This window comes from Bacillus sp. AY18-3 (genome assembly GCF_008042305.1).
GTDB lineage: Bacteria > Bacillota > Bacilli > Bacillales > Bacillaceae_G > Bacillus_A > Bacillus_A wiedmannii.
Genome location: NZ_QKQR01000006.1, coordinates 96,307 through 120,858 on the forward strand (window position 1 = coordinate 96,307; position 24,552 = coordinate 120,858).

30 protein-coding genes and 1 riboswitch are annotated in these 24,552 nt (G+C 36.5%); of the genes, 14 read left to right on the forward strand and 16 right to left on the reverse strand.

Going from position 1 to position 24,552, the window contains the following annotated elements; all coding sequences use genetic code 11:
* Positions 1-139: 139 nt before the first annotated feature.
* Positions 140-1,054 carry a collagen-like domain-containing protein gene (locus tag DM800_RS29825; RefSeq protein WP_370512862.1) on the reverse strand — a complete coding sequence of 305 codons (915 nt, stop codon included), beginning with the start codon at positions 1,052-1,054 and terminating at the stop codon, positions 140-142.
* Between DM800_RS29825 and DM800_RS29875 the strand changes: the two genes are divergently transcribed.
* Positions 936-1,181, forward strand: a complete 246-nt coding sequence (locus DM800_RS29875) for a hypothetical protein (protein ID WP_370512861.1) — start codon at positions 936-938, stop codon at positions 1,179-1,181. The two genes, DM800_RS29825 and DM800_RS29875, sit on opposite strands and share 119 nt — an antisense overlap.
* 190 nt (positions 1,182-1,371) lie before the next feature.
* Here the strand turns inward: DM800_RS29875 and DM800_RS29100 are convergent, their stop codons facing one another.
* Positions 1,372-1,536 (reverse strand): hypothetical protein, encoded by a 165-nt coding sequence (locus DM800_RS29100; protein ID WP_087984879.1) that lies wholly within the window; start codon positions 1,534-1,536, stop codon positions 1,372-1,374.
* A gap of 123 nt (positions 1,537-1,659) precedes the next feature.
* On the opposite strand from DM800_RS29100, the gene DM800_RS05735 reads away from it, so the two are divergent.
* Positions 1,660-1,983 (forward strand): iron-sulfur cluster biosynthesis family protein, encoded by a 324-nt coding sequence (locus tag DM800_RS05735; RefSeq protein ID WP_048540845.1) that lies wholly within the window; start codon positions 1,660-1,662, stop codon positions 1,981-1,983.
* A 223-nt stretch (positions 1,984-2,206) separates the two neighbouring features.
* Positions 2,207-3,112, forward strand: a complete 906-nt coding sequence (locus DM800_RS05740; RefSeq protein WP_048540844.1) for a DMT family transporter — start codon at positions 2,207-2,209, stop codon at positions 3,110-3,112.
* A 28-nt stretch (positions 3,113-3,140) separates the two neighbouring features.
* Here DM800_RS05740 and DM800_RS05745 read toward each other — a convergent pair whose 3' ends face one another.
* Positions 3,141-3,362 (reverse strand): hypothetical protein, encoded by a 222-nt coding sequence (locus DM800_RS05745; protein ID WP_000639043.1) that lies wholly within the window; start codon positions 3,360-3,362, stop codon positions 3,141-3,143.
* A 291-nt stretch (positions 3,363-3,653) separates the two neighbouring features.
* Between DM800_RS05745 and DM800_RS05750 the strand changes: the two genes are divergently transcribed.
* On the forward strand, positions 3,654-4,037 hold the full coding sequence (locus DM800_RS05750) for an ATP synthase subunit I (protein WP_147786566.1): 384 nt from the start codon (positions 3,654-3,656) through the stop codon (positions 4,035-4,037).
* A gap of 115 nt (positions 4,038-4,152) precedes the next feature.
* Here the strand turns inward: DM800_RS05750 and DM800_RS05755 are convergent, their stop codons facing one another.
* The gene (locus tag DM800_RS05755; RefSeq protein ID WP_147786567.1) at positions 4,153-4,350 is read right to left on the reverse strand and encodes a hypothetical protein; all 198 of its coding nucleotides are present in this window, start codon (positions 4,348-4,350) and stop codon (positions 4,153-4,155) included.
* A gap of 273 nt (positions 4,351-4,623) precedes the next feature.
* Positions 4,624-6,210, reverse strand: a complete 1,587-nt coding sequence (gene pckA, locus DM800_RS05760) for a phosphoenolpyruvate carboxykinase (ATP) (protein WP_087984876.1) — start codon at positions 6,208-6,210, stop codon at positions 4,624-4,626.
* 228 nt (positions 6,211-6,438) lie between these two features.
* Positions 6,439-6,560, forward strand: a riboswitch (SAM riboswitch).
* Between the two features lie 169 nt (positions 6,561-6,729).
* Between pckA and metK the strand changes: the two genes are divergently transcribed.
* A complete protein-coding gene (gene metK, locus DM800_RS05765) occupies positions 6,730-7,929 on the forward strand; it encodes a methionine adenosyltransferase (protein ID WP_000163113.1) in 1,200 nt (399 codons plus the stop codon).
* Positions 7,930-7,970: 41 nt separating this feature from the next.
* On the opposite strand, the gene DM800_RS05770 is transcribed toward metK, so the two are convergent.
* Together DM800_RS05770 and DM800_RS05775 are read right to left on the reverse strand one after the other, a co-directional pair.
* Complete coding sequence (locus DM800_RS05770) at positions 7,971-8,150, reverse strand: hypothetical protein (protein ID WP_147786568.1); 180 nt, start codon at positions 8,148-8,150, stop codon at positions 7,971-7,973.
* A gap of 6 nt (positions 8,151-8,156) precedes the next feature.
* Complete coding sequence (locus DM800_RS05775; RefSeq protein WP_000424805.1) at positions 8,157-8,336, reverse strand: hypothetical protein; 180 nt, start codon at positions 8,334-8,336, stop codon at positions 8,157-8,159.
* A gap of 238 nt (positions 8,337-8,574) precedes the next feature.
* Here DM800_RS05775 and DM800_RS05780 point away from each other — a divergent pair, with 238 nt between their 5' ends.
* Entirely contained in the window at positions 8,575-9,084 is a 510-nt protein-coding gene (locus tag DM800_RS05780) for a MogA/MoaB family molybdenum cofactor biosynthesis protein (RefSeq protein ID WP_147786569.1), read from the forward strand.
* A complete protein-coding gene (locus DM800_RS05785; RefSeq protein WP_087984874.1) occupies positions 9,081-9,683 on the forward strand; it encodes a molybdenum cofactor guanylyltransferase in 603 nt (200 codons plus the stop codon). The genes DM800_RS05780 and DM800_RS05785 overlap by 4 nt, the downstream gene beginning before the upstream one ends.
* 281 nt (positions 9,684-9,964) lie before the next feature.
* Here the strand turns inward: DM800_RS05785 and DM800_RS05790 are convergent, their stop codons facing one another.
* The 3 genes from DM800_RS05790 to DM800_RS05800 form a co-directional block, all read right to left on the reverse strand.
* Positions 9,965-11,107, reverse strand: coding sequence for a glycosyltransferase family 4 protein (locus tag DM800_RS05790; RefSeq protein WP_147786570.1), 1,143 nt, complete (start codon positions 11,105-11,107; stop codon positions 9,965-9,967).
* 12 nt (positions 11,108-11,119) lie between these two features.
* On the reverse strand, positions 11,120-11,653 hold the full coding sequence (locus DM800_RS05795; protein ID WP_000868583.1) for a phosphatase PAP2 family protein: 534 nt from the start codon (positions 11,651-11,653) through the stop codon (positions 11,120-11,122).
* Between the two features lie 143 nt (positions 11,654-11,796).
* Complete coding sequence (locus DM800_RS05800) at positions 11,797-12,309, reverse strand: gamma carbonic anhydrase (RefSeq protein ID WP_147786571.1); 513 nt, start codon at positions 12,307-12,309, stop codon at positions 11,797-11,799.
* Between the two features lie 74 nt (positions 12,310-12,383).
* Here DM800_RS05800 and DM800_RS05805 point away from each other — a divergent pair, with 74 nt between their 5' ends.
* Both DM800_RS05805 and DM800_RS05810 read left to right on the forward strand, forming a co-directional pair.
* A complete protein-coding gene (locus tag DM800_RS05805; protein ID WP_046958673.1) occupies positions 12,384-13,187 on the forward strand; it encodes an alpha/beta hydrolase in 804 nt (267 codons plus the stop codon).
* A 41-nt stretch (positions 13,188-13,228) separates the two neighbouring features.
* A complete protein-coding gene (locus DM800_RS05810; RefSeq protein WP_046956135.1) occupies positions 13,229-14,293 on the forward strand; it encodes a tetraprenyl-beta-curcumene synthase family protein in 1,065 nt (354 codons plus the stop codon).
* Between the two features lie 34 nt (positions 14,294-14,327).
* On the opposite strand, the gene DM800_RS05815 is transcribed toward DM800_RS05810, so the two are convergent.
* The 6 genes from DM800_RS05815 to mnmL all read right to left on the reverse strand — a co-directional run bounded on the left by DM800_RS05815 (position 14,328) and on the right by mnmL (position 19,650).
* Entirely contained in the window at positions 14,328-15,629 is a 1,302-nt protein-coding gene (locus DM800_RS05815; RefSeq protein ID WP_147786572.1) for a PepSY-associated TM helix domain-containing protein, read from the reverse strand.
* 123 nt (positions 15,630-15,752) lie between these two features.
* Entirely contained in the window at positions 15,753-16,427 is a 675-nt protein-coding gene (locus DM800_RS05820) for an aspartate/glutamate racemase family protein (protein WP_098133116.1), read from the reverse strand.
* 24 nt (positions 16,428-16,451) lie between these two features.
* Complete coding sequence (locus DM800_RS05825) at positions 16,452-17,132, reverse strand: ABC transporter permease (RefSeq protein ID WP_147786573.1); 681 nt, start codon at positions 17,130-17,132, stop codon at positions 16,452-16,454.
* Positions 17,133-17,150: 18 nt separating this feature from the next.
* Positions 17,151-17,984, reverse strand: coding sequence for an ABC transporter ATP-binding protein (locus tag DM800_RS05830; protein WP_147786574.1), 834 nt, complete (start codon positions 17,982-17,984; stop codon positions 17,151-17,153).
* A 137-nt stretch (positions 17,985-18,121) separates the two neighbouring features.
* Positions 18,122-18,694: a tRNA 5-(aminomethyl)-2-thiouridylate-methyltransferase MnmM gene (gene mnmM, locus DM800_RS05840; RefSeq protein WP_088064619.1), complete on the reverse strand. Its 573-nt coding sequence runs from the start codon at positions 18,692-18,694 to the stop codon at positions 18,122-18,124.
* On the reverse strand, positions 18,691-19,650 hold the full coding sequence (gene mnmL / locus DM800_RS05845; protein WP_029440192.1) for a tRNA modification radical SAM protein MnmL/YtqA: 960 nt from the start codon (positions 19,648-19,650) through the stop codon (positions 18,691-18,693). Before mnmL ends, mnmM begins: the two co-directional genes overlap by 4 nt.
* 111 nt (positions 19,651-19,761) lie before the next feature.
* Here mnmL and DM800_RS05850 point away from each other — a divergent pair, with 111 nt between their 5' ends.
* The 5 genes from DM800_RS05850 to DM800_RS05870 all read left to right on the forward strand — a co-directional run bounded on the left by DM800_RS05850 (position 19,762) and on the right by DM800_RS05870 (position 24,239).
* Positions 19,762-20,025: a YtzC family protein gene (locus DM800_RS05850; RefSeq protein ID WP_000840869.1), complete on the forward strand. Its 264-nt coding sequence runs from the start codon at positions 19,762-19,764 to the stop codon at positions 20,023-20,025.
* Between the two features lie 15 nt (positions 20,026-20,040).
* Positions 20,041-20,190 (forward strand): hypothetical protein, encoded by a 150-nt coding sequence (locus DM800_RS05855; RefSeq protein ID WP_060750066.1) that lies wholly within the window; start codon positions 20,041-20,043, stop codon positions 20,188-20,190.
* 136 nt (positions 20,191-20,326) lie between these two features.
* Entirely contained in the window at positions 20,327-21,349 is a 1,023-nt protein-coding gene (locus DM800_RS05860) for a DUF418 domain-containing protein (RefSeq protein WP_088064618.1), read from the forward strand.
* A gap of 252 nt (positions 21,350-21,601) precedes the next feature.
* Positions 21,602-22,363, forward strand: a complete 762-nt coding sequence (locus DM800_RS05865; protein WP_046198226.1) for an ABC transporter ATP-binding protein — start codon at positions 21,602-21,604, stop codon at positions 22,361-22,363.
* Between the two features lie 16 nt (positions 22,364-22,379).
* Positions 22,380-24,239: an FtsX-like permease family protein gene (locus DM800_RS05870; RefSeq protein WP_088064617.1), complete on the forward strand. Its 1,860-nt coding sequence runs from the start codon at positions 22,380-22,382 to the stop codon at positions 24,237-24,239.
* The last annotated feature ends 313 nt before the right edge of the window (positions 24,240-24,552 follow it).

The window sequence follows — 24,552 nt, forward strand, 5'->3', positions numbered from 1 at the left end:
AAAATCCAATATGTGGATAAATTTACAATGATAGTATATACTAAACTTGTCTGTTATTTGTTTTAATTCATTTGTATTTCTATTTGCTGACCCGAATCTCGGGTCTTTTTTTGTTAAATAAATTATTTTTTAGTAAGGGCTATATATCAGTGATTAAAAAAATAGAATATACAGCACTCGCAGTAATTCCAGGGGTAATATAAAGGGATATAGCATCTCCTCTCGAAACTGAGTTTCCAGTTGTAATGCTAGTCCAAGTTACAGTAGCGGGACCTACTGCTGGATTAGGATTAAACACTTGAATTTGTCCTGATCCAGTATCCGTTGGTTTAATTGAAAATACCATAGTTCCTGTAATTTTGTCAGTGGTAGTTAAAGTAAGAGTAGATAGGATGTAACTAGAGGTAGGGGCAGTAAGGTTTGTTGGAACATTCCTGCAAATATTAATCGTATAAACAGCAGCAGGTAAGTTATTTACATTTATAGATGCAGCGAAGCCAACTATACTACCGGCTCCAGCAGTGACATATGGAATAACATTGGAGTCAATTCCAGGAGAACCCGCTATACGTTGAAAACCAGCATTTGTTCCTTGAAAAACAATACTTTTTGCTGATGCACTACCTGCAGTTCCAGTAGGCCCGGTAATGCCAGTAGGCCCGGTAAATCCAGTAGGTCCGGTACTACCAGTAGAACCAGTAAATCCAGTAGGCCCGGTAATGCCGGTAGAACCAGTAAATCCAGTAGACCCGGTAATGCCGGTAGAACCAGTAAATCCAGTAGACCCGGTAATGCCGGTAGAACCAGTAAATCCAGTAGGTCCGCTTTCTACTAATACGATATAATCTGGAGATACATTCGGAAATCCTTGAGGTGCATCTTTTTTTACAACATAGCCGCTGCTCGTATAAGTGACAACTTGTCCTTTTTTATAGGTGGGGGCGGCTGCTAGACTAAAGGCGGTAGTACTTTGGAAACCAGCTCCGGAAGGCCCGGCAGAGCCAGTAGGTCCAGTACTACCAGTGGGTCCGGTGTTCCCGGAAGGTCCAGTAATGCCGGTAGGCCCAGAAGGTCCAGTGCTACCAGTGGGACCAGTGTTTCCGTTAGAGCCACTGTTGCGTCTGCCATCGCAACTAAAACAATTACGTGGCTACATGTATGTTCTCCTTTCTATATTTTGAAAAATTTGTTTTAAAAATAGAACCACTATATACATATTATGAATTCTATATTTTTGTGTGTTCAATCGTATTGTGTATAAATTTCAAAATAGAGAGGAGAGTTGAATCGTTATAGAGCCAACGTTTCTCTTGTGGGCCGAAAGTAACACCCAAGTCAAAATTAAGCTGCAAATAAATCTTAAAGTGATTCTTATTTTTTCATAGCAAAATAAGAAGCGGTTAGGAAACAAATAAAGCCTAAAATCCAACCAATAGAAGGAGAATAAGGAAGTATATGTTGTAATAGCATTCCGCTAGAAATAAAAAAGCTACCGAGTAGGCCTAAGAAGATGGGGTATCGCAGTAATTTGAACATGAGTGATACAACCTCCTTTATTACATATATTGTATATTAGTCTTAATTTTCTGTATATAAATTCAAGAGAAAATGGTGGTACAATGTATGAAGGATATGAGAAGAGAGGATGAAGATTAACATATGTACGTTACTGTAACAGAAGCAGCATATAAAAAGATTATGGATACGATTCCAAATGAAGCGAAATATATAAAGTTATTTTACGATAATGAAGGTTGCGGTTGTGTAATGAGCGGAATTATCGATTTAGTAGCTGTAGCAGAAAAAGATGAGCGCGATGTGGATATCGAATCTAGCGCAATGAATTTTATCGCAGATCGCACAAAGCTTGTATTTATGGATGATAAGTTAACAGTTGATTGGCATGAAGTTGGAGGAACTTTTCAGCTGAAGAGCCCAAGCCAATTTTATAATCCAAATATGAAGTTACACGTTCGAGTGTAAGAAAGAAAAGATGGTCCAAAATATTTTTGGACCATCTTTTTATTATATAAGGTACTATTATTTTCGTTTTTTGTTGATAAGTCGATATATTCGAAAAATCGTCGATATAAGTTTATGTACCAAACAAAGCAAACCTCTCCATACAATACAAAGATTTTTTCACATAATGAAATGTACATGTGATTGAATTTTCTGTATAATCTTATTTGCGGAGGGGATATGCATGAGAAGATGGGGGATTGAGTTATTAATTTTAGCAGTCGTTATTATTTGGGGGATTAATTTTACGATTGCTAAATATGGACTTTTAGAATTTACAGCAATTGAGTTTACTGCACTTCGGATGATATCAGCGGCACCGCTTATGTTACTCCTTACATTTTTTATTGAAAAGTCGGTTTATATGGAACGAAAGGATATACCTAGATTAATCATCGTTAGTGTTGTAGGTATTGTACTGTATCAAACGTTATTTATGGAAACTGTCAAATATACGTCCGCTACAAATGCCTCTTTACTCATTTCTATTTCACCTATTTTTACAACTGTATTTGCTATTTTTTTGAAACAAGAAAAGTTTTCTTCTCGAAAGCTCATCGGTTCTATAATTGCCTTTGGTGGTGCCGCATTAGTTTTAGTAGCAGGGCATTCGCTTGCTAGTTCTTTTTATGGTAACGGAATTGGACTTATTACATCAATATGCTGGGGGCTTTATCCTGTTTTAGCAGGTCCATTAATTAAAAAATATTCAGCACTACGTGTTACCGCATGGTCAGCATTAGTTGGCGCGATTCCGCTTTTATTGTTAAGTGGACCACATGTATTTATAATGCCATTTCACATTACACATGGAATGACACTATTCGCTTTACTATATTCCATTTTCTTTGTAACAGTATTTGGTTTAGTGATGTGGTATGTTGGTATTCAAAAAATTGGCGCGTCACATACGATGGTATATATGTATATAACGCCACTTGTAGCTGTTTTATTTGCAGCTATATGGGCAAATGAATATGTATCATTTCAACAAATAATCGGTGGAATTATTATTTTCTTCGGTCTATGGTTTGTGAAATCGGAGAAAGTAAAAATTCATTCTACTGCGGGGGAACCTATATCAAAATAGGAAAACAGATCATCTATGATCTGCTTTCCTATTTTTTTATTTTTGGTAAGAAGACGAGAAATAAGATAGCAGTAATAAGTGGAATTAAGTTTAAAAATGGAATACGGAAGAGTGTGATAAGAATAATACCTGGAAGAAGAACACCGAGGACAGCGTAGAAAATACTATGATTTTTCGTGTACCAATACAATGAAAGTCCAATAAGTGCAGGGATAATGAGGTGAATGAGAGCCATTAAAAAATAAATCATTAGACGCCCCCTTTATTTGTGTACTTATTACATCATATCCGTATGTTCATAGATTGATATCACTTTTTTCATAAATGGACGAAAAATGTTTGGAAAAACGTCACAAATTATGAGAATATGATGTTTGAAATCTTGTATAATATTATTTCCTGAAAACATTCAAACAACATAAACATACTGTTTATGTTGTTTTTAATTTGAGTGAAATGAATTTTAAGTAGTATGAACTCGAAAGAAATGAGTTATACAGCTTTTGTTGGATAGATAAAAATTACTGAAGAGGAGAACAGCATGATTAGTATGTCATTAAGATCATTTAAAATTCAATCGTATTATTTACTAGGTTTTCTTTTGCTAGGATGGATGTTAACACCGTTTTCAGCTCATTTTCTAGGTGCTGGAATTGGACTTATCGTAAGTATGTATTGTGTTTGGCTTTTAGGGAGACGAATTGAGAAGCTTGGAGATAGTATCGTAAAGAAAACGAAAGCACCGATGCTCGGTATGTTTAATCGTTTTGCAGCTGCCATTTTGGGCGCTGTTATTATGTACGAAATTGAGCACCACATGGTTATGTGGGCATTTGCAGTAGGGATTCTGGGTGGTTATTTCTTAATCGTTGTGAATTTAGGCTACTATAGTATGAAAGATGAGGAAGAATTAACAAAGGGCTAAAAAGATAAAAAGCCTCTTTTTAGATGGAATAGAGGGTCCGGCGAGGGGGAGTTACAATAGGAAGCATAATTTTGCATAAAATACAGGTTTCTGCTTCCTATAAGCTAACATGAAATCACATATTAGTATGACTCTTATGTTCTTTAAAAAAGGTGGATATAATACAACAAATTATTCCGGTAATTAGAATAATATATTTTATCGTTTCATTTGTATGCTCAAATAAATTAACGTTAAGCATCACAAGTCCCCAAAACATTTGGATCGCTCCGTAACTGAATAAAATTTTTCCTGTACGAGAAAAATTTTCCATATGCCTCATCCTTTCCTGTATATGTAAATTGTATCATAAAAAACTAAAAACGAATGATTATAAAATGAATTTTCTGTAATTTCACGAACTAAGTCATAGATGAAGAGATAAGATATAGAAAGAAGCTTACGTTTTTAACGTAAGCTTCTTTTTTATGTAAGTGTGTATAACCGTTAAGCCGCATTGGGTTTTGTCGGTGAGTACGCGGAACTTTACGGTTACACGACACTTATTCATATGAGTAAAAGGGGTATTCCAACAGAAAGTTTGTACTTAAGCGATTGGACCGCCTAAGTTAATAATATCTTCAGAAACGCTGTCGAACTTTTTGAAGTTCTCTTTGAATTCGCTCGCAAGCTCGATTGCTTTCGCTTTGTAAGCAGCTTTATCAGCCCAAGTTTGTTCAGGCATTAACACTTCGTCAGGTACACCTGGTACGTGAAGTGGAACTTCAAGACCGAAGATGTCATGTTTAGCTGTTTCAGTTTTCGCAAGTTCGCCGCTTAATGCTGCTTGAATCATTGCACGAGTGTAACCTAAGTTCATACGTTTACCAATGCCGTATTCGCCACCAGTCCAGCCAGTGTTTACTAAGAATACTTTCGCATCGTGTTTCTCGATTTTTTCACCAAGCATTTCAGCATAGCGAGATGCATCAAGTGGTAAGAATGGTGAACCGAAGCAAGTTGAGAATGTTGCTTGCGGAGATGTAACGCCGCGCTCTGTTCCTGCTAGTTTACTAGTGTAACCACTTAAGAAATGATACATAGCTTGTTCTTTTGATAACTTACTGATTGGAGGCAATACGCCAGATGCATCAGCAGTTAAGAAAATGATTGTATTTGGGTGTCCAGCAACACTTGGCAGTACGATATTGTCAATCGCATGCATAGGGTATGCAGCACGAGTATTTTCTGTTAAAGTAGTATCGTTATAGTCTGCGATACGCGTTTGGTTATTAATGATAACGTTTTCTAAAACAGATCCAAATTTGATTGCATCGAAAATTTGTGGTTCTTTCTCGTGAGAAAGGTTTACACATTTTGCGTAGCAACCGCCTTCAATATTGAATACACCGTTATCAGACCAACCATGCTCATCATCACCGATTAATTTACGGTGTGGATCAGCAGATAATGTTGTTTTACCTGTTCCAGATAAACCGAAGAATAGTGCTACGTCGCCTTCTTCACCTACGTTTGCAGAGCAGTGCATAGAAAGAATATCTTGTTCAGGTAGTAAGAAGTTCATAATAGAGAAGATTGATTTTTTCATTTCTCCAGCGTATTCTGTACCACCAATTAGTACGATACGTTTTTCGAATGAAACCATAATGAATGCTTCAGAGTTTGTACCGTCAACAGCTGGATCAGCTTTGAAATTCGGTGCAGAAACAATTGTGAACTCTGATTCATGAGTTGTTAATTCTTCTTCAGTTGGACGAATGAATAATTGATGTACAAATAAATTGTGCCATGCATATTCGTTAATAACTTGAATTGGTAGGCGGTAATTGCGGTCAGCGCCTGCAAATCCATTGAAGATGAATAACTCTTCTTTTTCTTTTAAGTATTCTAAAACTTTAGTGTATAATTTATTAAAATGTTCTTCAGAAATCGGTTGATTCACTGCTCCCCAAGCAATTTTGTCAGCAACCGATGCTTCTTTCACAATAAATTTATCTTTAGGAGAACGTCCTGTATATTTTCCTGTTGAAGCAGAAACGGCACCAGTAGAAGTTAATTTCCCTTCATTTCGCATTAATACTTTTTCCACTAATTGCGGAACACTTAGTTGAATCTGTGCATTGCTTCCGTTCAATAATTCGTGTAAACCAATTTGGACATTCACAGTACTCATATTTATATACCATCCTTTTCATTTAATGAAATATTTCTCGTAATCCCCAACAAGAGTATAACACAATTATATAAATAATGTATACTATTTATTTCTTTTTGTTTGTGTGAATGTATTATTTCCTTATTAATATTTCATTCCAGGCGTATTGAGAAAAACTTTCAGGAAAATGTGAATATTAATTGACAAATGAATATCATTTCTTTAGTATAGGTTGGGACGGATACTCTCTTATCCCGAGCTGGCGGAGGGACAGGCCCGATGAAGCCCAGCAACCTCACTTGTAGTGGTAAATACAGGTGAATAGGTGCTAAAACCTGTGCGAGGCTAACGGTCTCGAACGATAAGAGCAAAGGGCAAAAAGCAGTATGCAAGTAGCAAATTAAACCTTTCCTCTATGCAAAGTAGGAAAGGTTTTTCTGTATGCTTGTGTGGGAGAATAAATGTATGTCGCAGTTTGTGGCAAATTAAGGATGAGTTCCGTACAATATATACAATTACTGTAGGGAGGTTTACCACATGACAAAAAAACGTCATCTGTTCACATCTGAGTCTGTAACTGAAGGACATCCAGATAAAATTTGTGACCAAATTTCTGATTCAATTTTAGATGCGATCTTATCAAAGGACGCAAATGCACGTGTAGCTTGTGAAACAACTGTAACAACTGGTTTAGTATTGGTAGCGGGGGAAATTACGACTTCTACTTACGTAGATATTCCAAAAATCGTTCGTGAAACAATTCAAGGCATTGGTTACACACGCGCAAAATACGGATTCGATGCAGAAACTTGTGCAGTTTTAACATCTATCGATGAGCAATCTGCTGACATCGCTATGGGTGTTGACCAAGCGCTAGAAGCACGCGAAGGTCTAATGACTGACGCTGAGATTGAGGCAATTGGTGCGGGAGACCAAGGTTTAATGTTTGGCTTCGCATGTAATGAAACACAAGAATTAATGCCACTTCCAATCTCGCTTGCTCACAAATTAGCTCGCCGTTTAACTGAAGTACGTAAAGATGACACATTATCATACTTACGTCCGGATGGAAAAACGCAAGTTACAGTTGAGTATGATGAAAATGGTAAACCTGTACGTGTAGATACAATCGTAATTTCTACACAGCATCATCCAGATGTTACATGGGAAGAAATCGATCGCGATTTAAAAGAGCATGTAATTAAAGCTGTAGTTCCAGCAGAATTAATGGATGGAGAAACGAAATTCTTCATTAACCCAACTGGCCGCTTCGTAATTGGTGGACCACAAGGTGATGCTGGTTTAACAGGACGTAAAATCATCGTTGATACTTATGGTGGATACGCTCGCCACGGTGGCGGTGCATTCTCTGGTAAAGATGCAACGAAAGTTGACCGTTCTGCAGCATATGCAGCTCGTTATGTTGCGAAAAACATCGTAGCAGCTGGTCTTGCTGACAAAGCAGAAGTACAACTTGCATACGCAATTGGTGTAGCACAACCAGTATCAATTTCAGTTGATACATTCGGGACTGGTAAAGTATCTGAAGACGTACTAGTAGAACTAGTTCGTAACAACTTCGATCTTCGCCCAGCTGGTATTATTAAAATGCTAGACTTACGTCGCCCAATTTATAAACAAACAGCAGCTTACGGCCACTTCGGACGTACTGATGTAGACCTAACATGGGAACGTACAGACAAAGCTGCAGCTTTAAAAGAGCAAGCTGGTCTATAATATATGAAAAAAAGCTTTGCGCCGTGAGCGCAAAGCTTTTTTTATTTCGTTTTACTTACAATTTGAATGCATGAGCTACAATATACTTTGCCGTCTAGCTCAATATACTTTTTCATATTCGTCATGCCACTTGCCGGAAAAGGCATATGAACCCATGCCTTTTCATACGTTTGTATTTCTTTTTCACATGATTTGCAAAGGGTTGGTTTCTTCTTGAACATATGTAATCAACCTTTCATTTGACGTGCTTTACCCGCGCAAAAGGCACTGCTTAGTAAAAATAGTGTTGCGAATATAATACTTACTAATGTAGCGTATGGAATTGCGCCTTTTAGCGAAAAGCCGACAGTAATGGAAGCGACGAATAAGAGGATGAATGTTGTTGTTAGTTTTTTATAAAGTTCCATAGTGAGTGAACCCCCAGATTATTTTGTAATTTAAAATGAAATCTACTATGTGGAAAATATAAGAGGATTTAAAGAGTAGCTAATGATGTGTAGTCTAGGAGTATAAGAAAGTATATTTTCCTTTTTGTGGTTGTATATACTTATATTGTATCATGGTGTATTAGCGGCTTCATACATAATTGTGTAAAGATAGGTATGATAAAATGAAGAAAAGACTTTAGGAAAGGGAAGATGAAAAATGAGTGTAACTGAACATAAAAAGCAAGCTCCAAAAGAAGTGCGTTGTAAGATCGTGACGATTTCCGATACACGTACGGAAGAGACAGATAAGAGCGGAAAACTATTACATGAATTGTTAAAAGAGGCAGGGCATACAGTGACCTCTTATGAAATTGTAAAAGATGATAAAGAAAGTATTCAGCAAGCGGTGTTAGCTGGTTATCATAAGGAAGATGTAGATGTTGTATTAACAAATGGCGGTACTGGTATTACGAAACGCGATGTCACAATTGAAGCAGTATCAGCGTTATTACATAAAGAAATTGTCGGATTTGGTGAGCTGTTCCGTATGATTAGTTATTTAGAAGATATCGGAAGCAGCGCAATGTTAAGTAGAGCGATTGGTGGTACAATTGGACGCAAAGTAGTTTTCTCGATGCCAGGATCGAGCGGAGCAGTTCGCCTTGCAATGAATAAATTAATTTTACCGGAATTAGGTCATATTACATTTGAGCTGTATCGCCAATGAGTAAGTATGCTGGAATTGTATTAGCAGGCGGTATATCGAGTCGATTCGGTGAGCCGAAAGCGTTAGCAATTTGGAAGGGAACTACTTTTGTTGAGCATATTGTGAAAGTGATGGGAACTACTTTGCAAGACATTGTAGTAATTAGCCATACTGATATAAAAGAGCGAGTAGAGCAATTCGTACAAGTACCTGTTATAGAAGATATTCCGCATTATAAAGGAAATGGACCGCTTGCCGGCATTGTATCAGGTATGGAATATATAGAAGCAGATTGGTACGCTATTATGCCTTGCGATGCGCCAAATATTTCGCAAGAATGGTTTATCATTTTGCTAGAGCAAACGAGTAATGAATATGATGCGGTTGTACCTATTATTAATGGAAGAAAACAACCGTTACTTGCAGCGTATCATAACCGTGTGAAAGAAAAGATTTATGCTTTGCTTCAGGAAGAAAAAAGAAGTGTGGGCCAGCTTTTATCACAATGTAATGTAAAGTATGTTGCTGGAGAAGATGTACAAGCGCATGCGGATTGGTTTATAAATGTGAATACGAAAGAAGAATATGTGCAGGCTCAAAAAAACCTTTCAAATGAATGAAAGGTTTTTTGGTATACAGAAATTGGGGAACAATTACTGTATAAAGGTATGTGAGTAAGTTGATTTTAAGGGGAATTCTTAAAATCACTATACAGTTAAAATACTGTATAACCATATATTAATTTTTATGGGTTTTTATTACAAGTCTGTTTAGTTATGTTTATTTTTGATATAATGAATATAGAAATAAAACAATGTTTAACCTTATGTATCATTTATGAAACTAAAATTTATAACTGTGTAATAAACTCCCTTCGTCTAGTTGAAGGGAGCTCTTCTGTTTAAGCGAGTAATTCTGATGCGGTGTTCTGAAGGATGGTTTCGTATTGGTCAAGTAACCCACGGAAAATCTCATCCCAGCTTTTTGTTTTAGCATAAGATGAAGCCGCTATGCTCATTTGCATAAGTTGCTCTTCATTTCGCAATAAAGAATGGATGGATGATAGAAATGAATCCGCATGTTTGGGCGGGCAAAGAACTCCTGTCTGTCCATCCGTAATAATATTTTTAACCCCGCCACTATTTGCACCGATGACAGGTGTACCGCATGCAAGTGATTCGAGTACGACATTTCCGAACGTTTCAGTAGCGGATGGAAATACCATGATGTTAGAACAAGCATATGCTTCAGCTAAATCCTTACCTTGTAAATATCCAGTAAAAGTGACATTTGTATTCGGAACAGCTTCACGTAAATTTATTGCTAGAGGACCGTCTCCTGCAATGAGCCAATGAATATCGTTTCGAGTATGCGCTGTTTTCGCGATAAGGTGTTGTAACGTATCAATATCTTTTTCAGGGGCAAGCCGTCCAACATAGGAAAGGACATACTTCGCTGTAATATTATATTTTTTTCGGAATAGGTCTGTATTGTAAGATGGATGAAAGAGTGTGCAATCTACACCACGTCCCCATATGGAGAGGGAATGAAAGCCTTTATTTTTTAGTTGGTGTAACGTTTCAAAGGAAGGAACGAAATTTTTTTGCATATGGCTATGAAACCATTTTAAATAGTTCCAAAGCATGTTAGAGAGAAATTCGATTTTGTAATAGCGTAAATAAGCATCGAAATCAGTATGATAAGAACCGACAACTGGGATGTTTAACTTTTTTGCATAATACAATCCACAAAGTCCCATGTTGAAAGGTGTAGCAATGTGAATAATGTCAGGTTTAAAGGAAAGAAGTTCTCGTTTAATGCGCGGAGTAGGAAAAGAAAAGCGGCATTCTGGATATAATATTGTTAACGGGATACTTCTCATCTTGTTCACATTAGCTACGAAATTATCTTCAGCTGTATGCTGAGGGGCGAAAACAGAATAGGCGATCTTTTCTTTCTGAAAGTAACGTGTTAATCGTTCTAATGTTTTCGCAACTCCGTTAACTTGTGGCGTAAAAGTATCGGTAAAAATGGCGACTCTCATCATATCACTCCTTTATGTGAAAAGTGGGATGAATTGATAAAAAGAGATGATGCCAGAGCAAGTGCCGAGGCACATACCGACGAATACATCAGACGGATAGTGAAGCCCTAAATAAATGCGAGAAATACCAACGCATAATGCTAACGGTAATAGAAAAGCAAATATGCTTGGATTATAGCAAATAAATGGAATAAGGACAGAGAAAACGGCTGTTGTATGACCAGACGGGAAAGAGTGGTCTTTTAATGGATGGACTGGATATTTCGCATCCTGAATTGTTAAATAAGGGCGTTTTCGCGGATACCATCTTTTTAATATTTGTACAGGAATATGGCTAATTGCTAAAGAAATAGCAGTTGCGATTGCAGCTTGATGCAAAGTCCCTTTTGCAAAAATTAAAAAGAAAAGTGTGAGTGCGATTGAGAAAGTAGCACCACCGATATGAGTAATATTGCTGAAAAAGATATTTAATGTTTTTTGATCAAAGTATCGGTTAATTCCTTTGAAAATGTAACATTCTATTTTATACAGTCCACTGACCTTCATGAAAATTCTCCTCCCTCGTTTACATATATATGGAGATATTAGCTTTTATTTTAATAAGATTTTATTGAGGGAGTAATAATGTTTTGTAAAGAAAAAGTTAGTTTTTATATAAAAAGCTGCCACTTTAATGGCAGCTGGAAAAGTTACTTCTGTAATGATTTATAATACTGGCCTTTTTCAACATATTGTGTGCGAATTCGCTCCATGTCTTTACGGTCTTCTTCTGTTAATTCACGAAAGACTTTAGCTGGTCGACCGAATGCTAATGTGTTTGGCGGAATTTTCTTTCCTTGTGAAACGAGGCTTCCAGCACCGATAAAGGCTCCTTCACCAATTTCAGCACCATCTAATATAATAGATCCCATTCCAATTAAAGCATCTTTTTTAATATGACAGCTATGTAAAATAACTTGATGCCCAATGGTCACGTCGTCTTCTAAAATAAGAGGATACTGTGGGCTTTGGTGAAGTGTACATTGGTCTTGTACATTTACCCGGTTTCCAATGATTGTTGGTGAAACATCACCGCGTATGACTGTATTAAACCAAATACTTGATTCTTCACCAATGGAAACGTCGCCTGTAATCGTAACATAATCAGCGACAAAAGCACTACTCGCAATTTTCGGATTTTTTTCTTTGTAAGGATATATCATGTAAAGTCTTCCTTTCCTAGAGACTAGTTTCAGTGTATCAAATTATGAGAAAGAGTGAAATGGAGGAGGTCCGTATGTGGAATTATGAAGCAGAGGAAGCGAAAGCTGTCGTTGTTATCGTGCACGGCGCAATGGAATATCACGGACGTTATGAAGCCGTTGCGGAAATGTGGAATCATATCGGCTATCACGTCGTGATGGGGGACCTTCCGTCACACGGAACGACTTCAAGAAATAGAGGACATATTGATTCATTTGATGAATACATAGAGGAAGTTAAATTATGGGTGAAAGAGGCAAGAAAGTATAGGTTACCTATTTTTATATTTGGTCATAGTATGGGTGGTCTTATTGTCATTCGTATGATGCAAGAAACGAAGAGAGAAGATGTAGACGGCATTATTTTAAGTTCGCCATGTTTAGGCTTAGTAGCTGGACCTTCAGCACCACTTCAAGCTGCCTCAAAAATATTAAATATTATCGCTCCAAAATTGCAATTTGCAACGAATCTTACAGTGGAAATGTCCACTCGTAATCATGAAGTTAGGGACGCGATGGAGAATGATTCATTGTTCTTGCGCAAAGTATCAGTACGTTGGTATAGTGAATTGATTAAGTCTATCGAAATTGCTCATAAAAAAATAGATGATTTTCCAGATGTTCCGCTCTTGCTAATGCAAGCTTGTGAGGATAAACTTGTAGATAAAATACGTGTCCGCACTTGGTTTGATAATGTTAAAATAAGTGATAAGGCTTTTAAAGAATGGCCGAATTGTTATCACGAGTTATTAAATGAGTATGAGCGTGATGAAATTTTGAATTATATTCAGTCATTTACTGAAATACGCATCAATAACATAATAGAAACAAACAAATAAGTAAATTATTTGTACATCGAATAGAGGAGATGAAGGAAGAAGTGAACGTACCGAGTAATCCCATAACGCTCATGGCGAAAGTATACCGTGATGTGTTTCCGGTAGTACACCATGAGCTAGCGGTGTGGAAAGAGCGTGCCTACCATATTCCGAATGATGAGCTTCATAGTCAGGCAATCGCGAGTATTGAGAATAAAACGTTTCATTGCGAAGGCGGTGGTATTTTAGCACTGTTAGCAAATGAGCACCGAGAGGAATGCATTCGTTTTATCGTAGCGTATCAAACAATCAGCGATTATTTAGATAATTTATGTGACCGCAGTACATCACTTGATCCGAATGATTTTGCCGCACTGCATGAATCTATGTTAATGGCATTATCACCTGAAGTAGAAGGTGGCGGTAATTATTATCGCTATCGTGATGATCAAGACGATGGTGGTTATTTAGATGAACTTGTTGAAACATGCCAAGATGTTTTAAAGAAAACGAAGCACTATGACAAAATTGCTCCTGTTCTTCATGAACTTGCTTGTTATTATTGTGACTTGCAAATTCATAAACACGTGAAGTTAGAAGAAAGAGAACCACGCTTACAAAAATGGTTTGAAGCACATAAAGAAAATTTACCTGAAATGAGCTGGTTTGAATTTTCAGCATGTGCCGGTTCTACACTTGGAATCTTCTGTCTTGTAGCATATGCATTTCATGATGAATTACATGATGAAGATATTGCGAAAATTAGACAAGGATACTTCCCATACGTACAAGGACTTCACATTTTACTTGATTATTTCATCGATCAAGAAGAAGACCGCGCCGGCGGGGATTTGAATTTCTGTAGTTATTATGAAAACGAGCAAGCGATATTAGATCGTATGAAACATTTTGTAGAAGAAGCAGAGAAGAGCATTGGTGATTTACCTCATGCGAAGTTTCATCGTCTCATAAGCCGAGGGTTACTTGGTATTTATTTATCAGATCAAAAAGTATCAGCACAAAAGAATATGCACAAAATGGCACGGCGCATTGTAAAATACGGAGGGCTTACTTCACGATTCTTCTATTGGAACGGGAAGATGTACCGAAAGAAAATGGCGCAGTGATGAAGAAAACCACTCTTGTAGAGTGGTTTTCTTATTATGATTGTATTTTTGCAAATACATATATGAGAAGTTCAACCGCGAAAATAACTAAAACAGATAGTCCGAATAAAGGCATGACAGCGCCTAGTATAACCATCATGATAAAGAAAACGATTATGCTTTTTTTATCTCTTTGTTTTGGCGGTGCTGCTAATTTTCCTTTCGGCTTTCTTGCTAGCCACATTTTTATTCCGTAATAAATAAGAAGTAATAAAGATAATGTCGTTAGTAAGCATAATATTTTATTTGGCCATCCGAATAAATGTCCTTCGTGAAGCGGGATACCGTAAGTGAACCATTGTGCAAATAATCCATAATCACGATAGTCCGTTTTGGAAATAAGTTTTCCGCTATATTGATCAAAATAAGCTGTTATTTCTTCATTTGGTGCGACGTGCATACCCGTAATACCAGAACCGCTCGATTTTGAAATGGTGAATACACCTTTCGGATCAGTTGGTAATGAGATTACATATGGTTTCTTTATTTCAATTCTCTTTTGTAATTCATCGACAGAAATAGCTTTCGGTTCATTTGTATTCGATTCAGGAGGAGCTTCTTTTCTTGTTGCCCACGGCAATTCTTTTACCTTTGATTCAGGCGGTGCCATATACAACTTTGGATATCCAATCGATTCATTCGACGATGCGATTTTATAAATTTGGTTACCCATAAATCCTGACCATGGCAATCCAGATGCGACTAACAAAACGAGTGGAATTGTAAATATAATACCGATAATAGAATGACGTCGTTTTACTTTTTCTCGTTTATTAGATGCCGGTGTGTTTTTGAACTGGCGTATACTCATATATAATCCAGTTACAATTAAAAAGATTGTCCAGCACGCCGCAAGTTCTACAATATAGTTAACGACAGTGCCACCAACTAAAAGAGAACTATGTAATTCCCGCATTATATTGGCAAACGTTTCACTTGCATTTTGATCTCCAATAATTTGATTATTGCTATCTAAATACACATATTTTTGTTGCCCTGTATATTCATTTGCAATAGTAAGCCTCGTATTATAATCCCCATTAAACTCACTAATTTTCGCCACACTATAATGTGGATATTTTTTCTCTGTTAAGGAAATAGAATCAGAAATCGAAATAGATTCCGTTTGGGCGCTCTTCCCAAAATATAAATCTTTATAGATGAAATCTTCAACTTCTTCCCGAAATAAATACCCAATTCCGCTCAGTGACAACGTAATAAGAAGCGGTGTAATAAAAAGCCCAGCATAAAAATGCCAACGCCAAAAAATGTAATGAAGCGAACGATTTACTTTCATACTTTCAGTTCCCCTAACCTTCCCTATATGAATAAATTCCTCATTTTAATATAGCGAGATTAAGTGTGGATATTTTGAAGGAATTGTGAAAAATGTTAAAAGTTTTGGGGATGTTTTCTATGTTTATGAAGATTTCTTTGTATTTGATAGATACATCCTAACAAGCGCCTCAGCAAGACATTGAGAGGAATCAACAAAATCCTCATCCGCCACAACATTTAAATCGGTACATGCGATAATTGCGGTATCTACTTCATTTCTCAATTGTAAAACGAGCGTATGCCACAATTCGCGGGCTTTTTCAATTTCTCCGCCTTTAATACAAGAAATAGTTTGATTAATCATTTCTTGCCATTTTCCATGATGAATGTATTCTATATTCCGTTTTGCAATACCGTCTTGATAAATACCAGCTTGAATTGTCGCTTCTGTTGCGAGAAGCGCGACTCTTTTTGTACTTTCAGGAATTGCTTGTAACGTCTCATCGACTATATTTAAAATCGGGATAGAAAGAGAATGCTGTAATTCTTCAAAATAAAGATGCGCTGTATTGCAGGGCATAGCGATAAAGTCTACGCCAATACTTTCAAGTTTTTGTGCCCCTTCAATAATTGCTTTTTTCATCGCCTCATGATCAATAGGCCGATCCATATAAAACGGTGTCGGACAAGAATAAATCATCATATGAGGAAAGTCCATATCATGCTTTGCTCCGTATATAGTTTGGCACCCTGCTACAACTGTATCAACGAATGGCCCAGTTGATTTTGGTCCCATTCCTGCTAGTATCCCGATCATTGGTTTGTCTCCTTTAATATGTAATTAAAAACGTTTTTTACGAACGACAAAAAGAAATAAAGTAAGTAATAAAAATGAATATACGATAGCCCAAGCTGTGAGCCATAGCGTGTGAGTAAGTATATTAAATTTGTATTGTCCAAGCATTAGAAAGCTTTCGACAGGTGGTAAAAACCATAGTAACTCTTTTTTAAACCGGATTGAGGCGATTGTTATAAGTAATATGAATGTAAGGCTAAGCCAAGCGGTGCTTGCTTTTGGAATCATATTTCTAGTAAATAAAGTTGCAATTGAAATTCCTAATATAGAGAAAGACATGTGAGTGAGAAATCCGACTAAAAATAAAGAAACTGTCATTTCTTCATTAAACATTTGCAAAAAAATTGGGTAGATTACGGATATAAAAGATAAAACAGTACAAATGAGAAGAGCTGTAATATATTTACCAACGTATAATGCTGAAATGTTATTTGTATGAGACATAGTAATTTGTTCTTGTACAGGATCTTCAGTATGAAAAATTGTGACCGTAATCCAAGCAGATAATAAATAAAGTGCGAGTGCCGTTTCTAAGTATGTCGGCACAATAGGAGTAGGTTTATATGCATATACAAAAAGTAAGCTCACAAAGTACATCGCAATAGGAGGGACGTACTTATACGATTTTGTATAGTCGAGAAAGTGATAACGAATAAGAGCAAACATAATAAACCTTCTTTCGATTTAAAAGTTAGGTTGTAGCAGTGTGATAGATGCTTTTTTATGTAATAAAAACTGAAGCATTTCGTTTGTATATTCTTTTTCGATTTGTAATTGAATAAGGTTTTGATTTGAATTGTGTGCAACGTGTATAAAGCCTAATTGTTTCCGTAGTTCTATCGCTGAAAATGTTTCGTGAACGATTGCTTCAATATAGACTTGTTCTGCTCCTTTTTGCACAGAGATATCTTCTGTGATTGTATGATTTGCTAACGTCACAATTCTATCGGCGAAGTTTTCTAGTAGTTGTTTTTCATGACATGTGAAGAGTATAGATATGCCTTGTTGTTTTAATGAGAGTAAAATATGTTCTAATTCTTGCTGAGAGTTAGGATCAAGTCCAGAAAGAGGTTCATCTAAAATTAATAAATGGACGTCTGTAAGCAATGCTTGCATAATGCCAGTTTTTTGTTTCATACCTTTTGAAAAGTTTCGTATAACGGAATGCCTTGCATGATGTAAATGAAAAGATTCAAGAAGCATCGGAATTTTATCTTTTAAATATTTTGTTGATAAGCCGTGGATGTGGCCGAGATGATATAAATAATCCTCTAATGTAAAACGAATCCCTTCAGGAAAATGTTCAGGTACATAGCCAATTTGTATATGTTCTTTTCTTTGAAGTGTCCCTGTTGTAGGTGAAATAAATCCTGCAATTATTTTGAGTAAAGTACTTTTTCCAGTCCCGTTCCCGCCAATAATAGCGAGTGCCTCTCCTTCTGGAATGGATAAATCGATGTTGTCTAGTATAAGTGATTTGCCATACTTCTTTTGAATTCCCCTTAGTTCTACTAGCAAAGTTCTATCCTTCTTTCTTCAAATAGTGTATATATCCATTATATAGGAGAATAAGAAAAAGACGTGCAATGAGTGCACGTCTTTTTTTGTTATGTTTTGTCGAATCGTCGATATATCGAAAAAATCGTTGATATATTTTATCGCTTCTCAATCGCCACAATAAATGGTGGGTTATTTTGCTGGTTAATGAAGCCGTATCGTAGTACGTGAGCTTGTTTTTGGTCGAGTTCTTCTGCAAATTTGAGAACAGCGTCGCGTTCTACTTGTCCTTCTGGGTGTCCGTGGTAAATGACAAGGACGATGATTCCTTCAGGTGCCATTACTTCTAGTAATTGTTCAATTGCCGAAAGTGTTGAGTTCGGTTTTGTAACGATATGCTTGTCACCACCAGGAAGGTAACCTAAGTTGAAGATAGCGCCTGTTACTTTTCCTTTTGCATCTTCTGGTAGTACGGATAGAAGCGTATCGTGACTATCGTGAACTAAAACAGTACGTTCAAAAAGCTCTTTTTCTTTTAGACGGATAGTAGAGCTTTCAATTGCTTCTTTTTGAATATCAAATCCAAATACTTTTCCGTTATCTCCAACGATTTCAGCTAGGAAGCATGTGTCATGTCCATTGCCGAGCGTTGCATCTACAGCGTAATCGCCTTCTTTTACTGCCGTTTGCAGTAGTGTGCGAGCAAACGGTAATACACGTTCTAATTTCATTGTTGTTTCTCCTCATTTGCATATTTTCCTTGCCAGCTTCCGCGGCGTACAAATTCTGCATCGATGGAATTTAATACTTCCCATTTATTTAAGCTCCACATTGGACCAATCATTAAGTCAGGCGGACCGTCACCTGTGATACGGTGCACAATTACGTCTTCTGGAATCATTTCAAGTTGGTCAACAACGAGACTTACGTAATCTTCAAGAGAAAGGAATTCTAGTTGTCCTTTTTCATATTGCTTCACCATTGGCGTTCCTTTTAATAAATGAAGTAAATGAATTTTAATTCCTTGTACATCAAGCTTCGCTACTTCACGAGCTGTTTCCATCATCATGTCGTAATCTTCAAGTGGAAGACCGTTAATAATATGAGAGCAAACTCTAATGCCATGCTTACGTAATTTATTTACACCTTCCACGTAAGATGGGTAATCATGAGCGCGATTAATAAGGTTTGCAGTTCGTTCGTGAACAGTTTGTAAACCGAGTTCAACCCAAAGGTATGTGCGTTTATTTAAGTCCGCTAAATATTCAACGACATCGTCCGGTAAGCAATCTGGACGAGTGGCGATAGAAAGACCGACAACGTCTTTTTCTGCTAGAAGCGGTTCGAATTTTTCTTTTAACACTTCAAGTGGTGCATGTGTATTTGTGTACGCTTGGAAATAAGCGATACATTTTCCGTCTTTCCACTTTGAGCGCATTTTTTCTTTCATTTCATGATATTGCGTTATAACATCATCGCGGCGATCACCAGCGAAGTCACCAGATCCGGCAGCACTACAAAATGTACAACCACCGTAAGCAACTGTACCGTCACGGTTCGGGCAATCGAAGCCAGCATCTAATGAAACTTTAAAGATTTTTTCACCAAATTCATTTCGTAAATGGTAATTCCATGTATGATAACGTTTATTGTCGTTTGTATATGGAAAAGGGTTTTGAACCTTCATTACTTTCCCTCCTAAGCCGAGTCAAAATGAAACAAAATCCATTATAACATACTCATAAGGTAGAGATGGAAGGGACACACTAAAGGGGAATTGAAGCAAGGAGGGACAATTATGGCAGAGCGTCAATCACTTGAATCGTATATTACACAAGCGGAACAAGCGGTGGAATATGCGAAAGAACAATTAGACCAAGGTATGAGACAAGAGCATTATAATACGATGGAGTATTCAGATGCACAGTTACAATTAGAACAAGCATATAACGATTTACAAACGATGCAGCAACATGCGAATGATGAGCAACGTGAGCAGTTAAATAGAGCACGCATGGCAATTCGCCAACTGCAACATCAAATGATTATTACACCGCACTAATAAGGAGTGAATGTAATGGCGAAACGTTCCAATCAAAATAATCCAGAGCAAAAAACGCAAAATGGACATAACGCTGAGTTTTCAAATGAACTTGATCCAGTTGTTCAAGTGAAACAGCGCAACAGTAAAAAAGGACAACCTCAAAGATCAAAGCAATCAGAGTAAACCAGGTCGCAATATGACCTGGTTTTATTTTGCTATATGACAATAATGTAAGATTTCTGTAAGGTTTACCGATAGTTGTAAGCTTACTTTTCCAGTAGAGTAAGGGGGGATTAAATTTTGGACAAGGAGTTGCTTTATGGGGAACAACATTACAAACAAACGAATTGATGAGTTAGATTACATTCGTGGCTTCGCATTACTGGGGATTATTTTAGTAAATATTCTTGCACTACTCAATATTAAGGTACCCGATCCTAATACAGTAGATGCCAGTTATCAAAGGTTTCTATACTTATTTGTAGAAGGTCGTTTCTTCTCGATTTTCTCATTCTTATTTGGAGTAGGATTCTACATCTTTATTACAAGAGCAATTGCGAAAGGGAAGAATGGGTACGTTCTATTTCTACGCCGCGTAGTTGCACTATTTATTTTTGGTTTAATTCATCAAATGTTTCAGCCTGGAGAAGCACTAGCGTTATACGCAATTTGTGGATTAGTCGTTTTACCGTTTTATAAAGCGAAAAAAGAAGTGAATGTAGTACTCGGTCTTATTCTTACGATAGCTTTTAGTATTATGGCAGCTAAGGAATTATTACCATTAGGTTTAATTTTATTAGGTCTTGCTGCAGGGCAGTATAAAGTGTTTGAAAACCTTTCAGCAAAAATCAAACAAGTCGCTATTTTTACAGGCATTATGTTTGTTTTAAGTGTTGCAGCGTTATGGTATCAATATGGGCACGTTCCTGCTAATCCATTTGTAAATATGATAATTATGAATGAAGATGGAACAATGGACGCTGCAGGTCAATTCTTAAAAATTGGTGTTACAGTTGGACCAATTATTTCAGCTTTCTATGTAGGAGCATTAATTTTATTACTTCAGTTAAAACCAGTTCAAACATTGTTAGCACCATTGAAATACTACGGTCGTATGGCTTTAACGAATTATATCGGACAAACTGCAATGATTTTAATTGCTGGTAGTGTATGTAACTTTGCAGGAAACTTAACATACATGCAGACGTTATATGTATGTATCGCAATTTATGCTATTCAAATTGTGTTTAGTGTAATTTGGATGAAAATCTTTAAAATGGGTCCACTAGAATGGATTTGGCGTGTTATTACGTATTGGACGGTAACACCTTTAAAGAAATAAGGAGAGAATTGGGCTGTTCCTTTTGTGGAACAGTCTATTTTTATTGTCATCTTTTTCGGTAAGTCGATATTCCTTTGAGAATCGCTGATAAAATTGCATTTACCAATGAGGTTGATCTAAAAGAAAACGAACCTTACACGCGCGCCTTTTTTATATTACAAAAGTGTAAGGTAATTGTAATGTTAACAAATAGCAGTTCTCTTCTAAAAGGCGCAAAATAGGTAATGGAAAAACAAGCGTAGGAGGATATATATGACGAAACCAGTTGTAGACGTGAAAAACGTTCAAAAAGTGTACGGTAAAAAAGGTGAGAACCAATCACACGCGTTAAAAGGTGTTTCATTCTCAATTCAAGAGGGTGAGTTTGTTGGAATTATGGGACCATCTGGTTCTGGTAAAACGACATTATTAAATGTAATTTCAACGCTTGATAAAGCAACGGGCGGCGTTGTTGAAATTGCGGGTACGGATATTACGAAAATGAAGCAAGGTGAGCTTTCTGATTTCCGTTCACAAAAATTAGGATTTATCTTCCAAGACTTTAACTTATTAGAGAACTTATCTATTTATGAAAACATCGCACTTCCACTTTCCCTTCAAGGTGTTTCATCACGTAATATTGGACCGAAAGTAGAAAAAGTAGCGGATATGCTAGGGATTACAGAAATTCTTCAAAAGTATCCATCTGAAGTATCTGGTGGACAAAAGCAGCGTTCAGCAGCAGCGCGTGCACTTGTGCATGAGCCAGCAATTATTTTAGGGGACGAGCCAACAGGAGCTCTTGATTCTAAAAATGCAACGAGTTTACTTGATGCGATGACAAACTTAAATAAAGATCAAGGTGTATCGATTATGATGGTTACGCATGATCCGTATAGTGCAAGTTACTGTCAGCGTATTTTATTCATTCAAGATGGTGAGCTATATAAAGAAATTCATCGCGGTGGTACGCGTGAAGAGTTCTACAAAGAAATTTTAGATGTACTTGCAGATTTAGGTACACAAAAAGCGTAAGAAAGGAGGTTCCAGTATGTTATTTAAACTTTCCATGTCGGGGCTGAAGAGTAAGCTGAAAGATTATATCGTCTTACTTGTTGGTCTTGTCATGTCTATCTCAATTTTTTATATGTTCCAAACGTTAGCGCTTAATAAAGCGTTTATTGAATCTAACTCAGTTATTCAATCAATTGGATTCGTATTCCAGGCAGGTTCATTTTTACTAGCCATTATAACGTTCTTCTATATTTTATATGCGAACTCTTTCTTATTATCTCTTCGTCAAAAAGAGTTTGGTATGTACATGATGTTAGGAGCAAAAAAACATAAAGTTACATTGCTTATGTTTATTGAAACGATTGTATTAGGTGCTGCGTCTCTTGCGATTGGTATTACAGTTGGTGTAGGACTTGCGGAAGGTATCGGACAGTTATTAATGAAACAATTAGAATTTGCTGGTGAAGGCTATAAAGCATTTTATCTTCCATCTATGACTGTTACTTGCATTTTCTTCTTTGCACTATTTGTATTATCAGCAATTATGAACAGTATTAAGTTATCACGTATTTCTGTACTGCAACTTGTACATGCAGATGCACAAACAGAGCGTGTTGCAGTAAAGGGAAAAATGACAGGTGTCGTTGCAATCCTTGCTGTTATTTTATTAGGAATTGGCTATGCATCAATGATCTATATGGCAAAACTAAGAGAAATGGGAATCCTTATTGCATTAATTACAACAACAACTGGTACTTACATGCTATTTGGATCACTTCTCCCAGTTATCATTAGAAAGTTAAAGAGTAATAAAAAACGTAGTGAAAAAGGACTTAATGCTTTTACGTTTGCACAATTAAATTTCCGTATTAATAGCTTAACGAAAGTACTTGCAACGGTAGCGATGTTAGTTGCTCTTGGAGCGGGTGCAATTTCAGGTGGTATGGCGTTTAAAAATAACGTTATAAAAATGGTTGATGGTTTAGTAATATATGATTCAGTTATTCATAACCCAACAGCTGAAGAAAAGAATATTTTAGATGGTATTACATTTAAAGAGAAAAATGAATATCGTTACAAAGTTGATAATAAATACGTTTATTATGTAAAAGAAGATTTAGAGAAAAATCCTCCTTTCGTACAAGATACAAAACAGATGGAAAGTATGAAGGATTTAGGAAAAATAAAGAAAGTTTCAGAGGAACTGCCAGTAGGTGCAGTTTCTAGAGAAATGAATGAAAAAGATGCGAGTGCTAAAGAACTTCCAGAAGAATGGAACGAGGCTTTCAGAACAATTCAGCCATTTTATCTATATGAAGATCATGCAATTAAAATTGTAGATCAGAAAATGTACGATACTGTAAATGGTAAAGAAGGAATCGTAGTTACTGGAAAAACAGACGATTTTGTAGCATACACAAAAGAATGGAAAAAACTTGACGAGTTGCAGCTAGTTAAATATAAAAATGTAAAAGCTGAAAGATTAGATAGTAAATATCAATCTTACAATGGATTCTACGGCGTTGCGAGTGGAACAGTATTTATGGGATTCTTCCTTGGAATTGCGTTCTTAGCAATGATGGCAAGTTGTTTAATGTTTAAAATTCTTTCTGGTGCATCAAAAGATATTACGCGTTATCAAATGCTTCGTAAAATCGGTGTGCGCCGTGAGTTATTAACGAAATCGATTTATAAAGAATTATTCTTAGTATTCTTATTCCCGGCAATTGTGGGTATCGCTCACGTATTAGTTGGTATGAATATTTTCGGATTTATTTTAATGGATCCTTACTTCCGTATTTGGGTACCGATCGTAATTTTCGTAGTTATTTATGCGATTTATTACTTCATTACAGTTCAATTGTATAAAGGAATTGTTCTTCCAAAAGAAGATTAATAGGTAAAAAGCCGAGTGAAAGTGCTCGGCTTTTTGTATTTTCAGAAAAAACACTTTAATGTTACTGAAATATATAATATAATGTAAATAAGTAACGTAATATGAAAGTATCAGCAACCGGAAAATGAAAGGAGGAATCCGATCTGTAGAAAGAAGCTGAACTTGTACTCCCCCTATTTTTTCTACCCACACCGTATTTGTACAATCATAAATTTCCAAATGAAAAATTGTCGTAAGAGTATATTGTGAAAATAATGGATAATACATGGAAATCTCATAGCATGATAAGGTAAAATGGACAGGATAATGAGAA

Excerpts from the sequence above, each read along its gene's own strand:
- DM800_RS29100 (WP_087984879.1), bottom strand. The coding sequence starts at position 1,536 with ATGTTCAAATTACTGCGATACCCCATCTTCTTAGGCCTACTCGGTAGC.
- DM800_RS05735 (WP_048540845.1), top strand. The coding sequence starts at position 1,660 with ATGTACGTTACTGTAACAGAAGCAGCATATAAAAAGATTATGGATACG.
- DM800_RS05740 (WP_048540844.1), top strand. The coding sequence starts at position 2,207 with ATGAGAAGATGGGGGATTGAGTTATTAATTTTAGCAGTCGTTATTATT.
- DM800_RS05745 (WP_000639043.1), bottom strand. The coding sequence starts at position 3,362 with ATGATTTATTTTTTAATGGCTCTCATTCACCTCATTATCCCTGCACTT.
- DM800_RS05750 (WP_147786566.1), top strand. The coding sequence starts at position 3,654 with ATGATTAGTATGTCATTAAGATCATTTAAAATTCAATCGTATTATTTA.
- DM800_RS05755 (WP_147786567.1), bottom strand. The coding sequence starts at position 4,350 with ATGGAAAATTTTTCTCGTACAGGAAAAATTTTATTCAGTTACGGAGCG.
- pckA (WP_087984876.1), bottom strand. The coding sequence starts at position 6,210 with ATGAGTACTGTGAATGTCCAAATTGGTTTACACGAATTATTGAACGGA.
- metK (WP_000163113.1), top strand. The coding sequence starts at position 6,730 with ATGACAAAAAAACGTCATCTGTTCACATCTGAGTCTGTAACTGAAGGA.
- DM800_RS05770 (WP_147786568.1), bottom strand. The coding sequence starts at position 8,150 with ATGTTCAAGAAGAAACCAACCCTTTGCAAATCATGTGAAAAAGAAATA.
- DM800_RS05775 (WP_000424805.1), bottom strand. The coding sequence starts at position 8,336 with ATGGAACTTTATAAAAAACTAACAACAACATTCATCCTCTTATTCGTC.
- DM800_RS05780 (WP_147786569.1), top strand. The coding sequence starts at position 8,575 with ATGAGTGTAACTGAACATAAAAAGCAAGCTCCAAAAGAAGTGCGTTGT.
- DM800_RS05785 (WP_087984874.1), top strand. The coding sequence starts at position 9,081 with ATGAGTAAGTATGCTGGAATTGTATTAGCAGGCGGTATATCGAGTCGA.
- DM800_RS05790 (WP_147786570.1), bottom strand. The coding sequence starts at position 11,107 with ATGAGAGTCGCCATTTTTACCGATACTTTTACGCCACAAGTTAACGGA.
- DM800_RS05795 (WP_000868583.1), bottom strand. The coding sequence starts at position 11,653 with ATGAAGGTCAGTGGACTGTATAAAATAGAATGTTACATTTTCAAAGGA.
- DM800_RS05800 (WP_147786571.1), bottom strand. The coding sequence starts at position 12,309 with ATGATATATCCTTACAAAGAAAAAAATCCGAAAATTGCGAGTAGTGCT.
- DM800_RS05805 (WP_046958673.1), top strand. The coding sequence starts at position 12,384 with ATGTGGAATTATGAAGCAGAGGAAGCGAAAGCTGTCGTTGTTATCGTG.
- DM800_RS05815 (WP_147786572.1), bottom strand. The coding sequence starts at position 15,629 with ATGAAAGTAAATCGTTCGCTTCATTACATTTTTTGGCGTTGGCATTTT.
- DM800_RS05820 (WP_098133116.1), bottom strand. The coding sequence starts at position 16,427 with ATGATCGGGATACTAGCAGGAATGGGACCAAAATCAACTGGGCCATTC.
- DM800_RS05825 (WP_147786573.1), bottom strand. The coding sequence starts at position 17,132 with ATGTTTGCTCTTATTCGTTATCACTTTCTCGACTATACAAAATCGTAT.
- mnmM (WP_088064619.1), bottom strand. The coding sequence starts at position 18,694 with ATGAAATTAGAACGTGTATTACCGTTTGCTCGCACACTACTGCAAACG.
- mnmL (WP_029440192.1), bottom strand. The coding sequence starts at position 19,650 with ATGAAGGTTCAAAACCCTTTTCCATATACAAACGACAATAAACGTTAT.
- DM800_RS05850 (WP_000840869.1), top strand. The coding sequence starts at position 19,762 with ATGGCAGAGCGTCAATCACTTGAATCGTATATTACACAAGCGGAACAA.
- DM800_RS05855 (WP_060750066.1), top strand. The coding sequence starts at position 20,041 with ATGGCGAAACGTTCCAATCAAAATAATCCAGAGCAAAAAACGCAAAAT.
- DM800_RS05860 (WP_088064618.1), top strand. The coding sequence starts at position 20,327 with ATGGGGAACAACATTACAAACAAACGAATTGATGAGTTAGATTACATT.
- DM800_RS05865 (WP_046198226.1), top strand. The coding sequence starts at position 21,602 with ATGACGAAACCAGTTGTAGACGTGAAAAACGTTCAAAAAGTGTACGGT.
- DM800_RS05870 (WP_088064617.1), top strand. The coding sequence starts at position 22,380 with ATGTTATTTAAACTTTCCATGTCGGGGCTGAAGAGTAAGCTGAAAGAT.